Here is a 2,136-nt window from a genome sequence, read left to right on the forward strand (position 1 = left end):
ACCGACCTCGGGCCCCGGATCGGTAGTACCCGACAGCAAGGCGCTGCTGGCTGCGGTCTGCGTTGGCGCCGTGGGTGAGGTCGGTGTTGACGTCCCGGTCCCGGTCCCGGACCCCGTTCCCGTCCCTGGGGCTGTGGCAGTTGCGGCAGCATTGGCAGGCGCCGAATCGCCCCCTCCTCCTCCGCAGCCGCCGACCGTGATGACCAGGCATGCAAGCGGCAAAGCCGCCAGGTTAATGTGGATGCGTTTCATGGTGGACCCCCCTTCCTTTGCTTAAGCACTTGAAATCCGATGGCTTTCGCAAGCGCAACGATAAGGTCAATCTAGCTGGCGGAATTGGAATGGAGAATCGGCTCTATGGACGAGATGCGTATATGCGGAGTGAGTCCCTGCGGCGCAATTAAAACGCGCTGCGCCACTGGCGAGCAGGATAACGTCGGAGTGCACGGAACTAGTCACGGAGTACTGTCGCCNCACTGGCGCTGCAATCTGTCCTGCAGGCTCAAGCGCGAACCATGAACGCTGTAGGTAAGCCACTCAAGAAGAGGAAGTCCTCAGTGACCGGTACTACCGAATAGGTCTTCCATCGCATGCAGAGTTGGCGCGCTGCCGCGGGCGCCAGGCCATTCGCTGCGGATTGACGACATTGCCTCTTCCCCGCAATCCGCAGTAACCTCTGTCCCATACCATACGGCAGGCACATGCCGTCCATCACCCCACGGAGAATCCCTCGCCATGCCGCGCAGACGACAGTTCCTTGGCTACCTTCCGCTCGCGCTGACTTCCGGGATGGTTGCCGCAGTGGTCCTTGGGAGTCGGCCGGCCCGCGCCGCGGGCATGCTGGGCGAGCAGGAGCCGCAAGCGCTCAAGGTCGGCTACAAGGCCGATTCCTCCAAGGTCGACCCACAGAAATACCCCAGCCACAAGCCATCCCAGACCTGCGCCAACTGCCAGTTTTACCAGGGTGACGAGCGCAGCGCCGGCGGCGGTTGTGCGCTGTTCGGCGACAAAGATGTCGCGGCGAAGGGATGGTGCAGCGCTTGGGAGCAGGGCTGATATCGTGCCATGCACGCTTTCCGCCCGCCGTAGCCGGTCCGTTATCTCACCCTGCCCGGCCTGGCTCATCCTCCGGCGTTGCGGTAGCAGACTGGTGTCGGCGCAGGGGAAGCGGCTCCAGTTCCTCCATGGTCGGCCCTAAGTCGGCCATCTGTCCCCGAATCCGGCGAATCGCTTCCGCGCGCGCTCGTTTGGGTTGCCATCGTCGCCGGCTTCAGCGTTCAGAGGGACAGCACGCGCGCCTGGCGCTTCTTTCCCGGTCGGCGCCGTACCACCGGTCTTGCGCCGCCGTCCACTACCACCCTGCCGCCCACGCGGCGCCACGCGCAATTCCGCCAGCAGCTGGCGCGCGAGCGCCGCTTCGGCTTCGCCCTGCCCTGCCCGGGGCTTCGAGCCGGGCCCGTCCCTCGGTCTGGGATTGCCGCTACCCTCCGGAGTCCGTCTCACGCGTGGGAGAAGCGCGATGGATCACTGGCGGTTGGCCTACCTCGGGATGCGGCAGATTCCACGGGAACTCAGCGAGTTCGAACTCGCCACGTTCTTCGCCTACTCTCCGAAGGAACGGACACTGATTGATGCTCGGCGCAGCGCCTTGTATCGCTTGGCCGTTGCCGTACACATCGGCTTTATCCGCATGACGGGACGCATGCTTGACGCCTGCAAGCAAGTGCCCAGATTTCTCTGGTCGCGTGTCGGTGCTCAGGTCGGTGTGACGCCGCCGGATATGGGCACACTCAACGCACTCTATGATGGGCGCACCGATACACTGTCAAATCACCAGATGCTAGCCTAACCGCACGAATGGTGTGCGTACACTCGAATCTGCCATGCGCCAAACGATTGGCCCGCCATGGCTCGACAACTTGAAGCAGCAAACATCGCAACGTCAGCGACCTGAAATACCGAAACAGATACTAATTTGTAGGACTGAAGCCGTGGCGACACCAGGGGATTACTTATTGATCTTTCCGTAAATCATGACATCACCACAACGTTGCCTGAACCCAGCACGCGGCGATGATCGAAGGCCGGTGTTGAGCGCTTTTGAGCTTGTTGCGGGCGACGGTATGCAACTCGTTG

At 62.4% G+C, this 2,136-nt stretch carries 1 protein-coding gene and 1 pseudogene; both read left to right on the forward strand.

Features of this window, described 5'->3' with window-relative positions:
* Positions 1–735: 735 nt before the first annotated feature.
* The gene (locus DN412_RS42645) at positions 736–1,056 is read left to right on the forward strand and encodes a high-potential iron-sulfur protein (protein WP_115216967.1); all 321 of its coding nucleotides are present in this window, start codon (positions 736–738) and stop codon (positions 1,054–1,056) included.
* Between the two features lie 463 nt (positions 1,057–1,519).
* A pseudogene (locus DN412_RS42655) lies at positions 1,520–1,846 on the forward strand (DUF4158 domain-containing protein); the annotation flags it as partial.
* Between the last annotated feature and the right edge of the window lie 290 nt (positions 1,847–2,136).

Source organism: Cupriavidus lacunae (assembly GCF_003353055.1).
GTDB lineage: Bacteria > Pseudomonadota > Gammaproteobacteria > Burkholderiales > Burkholderiaceae > Cupriavidus > Cupriavidus lacunae.

Coding starts and splice junctions, on each gene's coding strand:
- DN412_RS42645 (WP_115216967.1), top strand. CDS start 736: ATGCCGCGCAGACGACAGTTCCTTGGCTACCTTCCGCTCGCGCTGACT.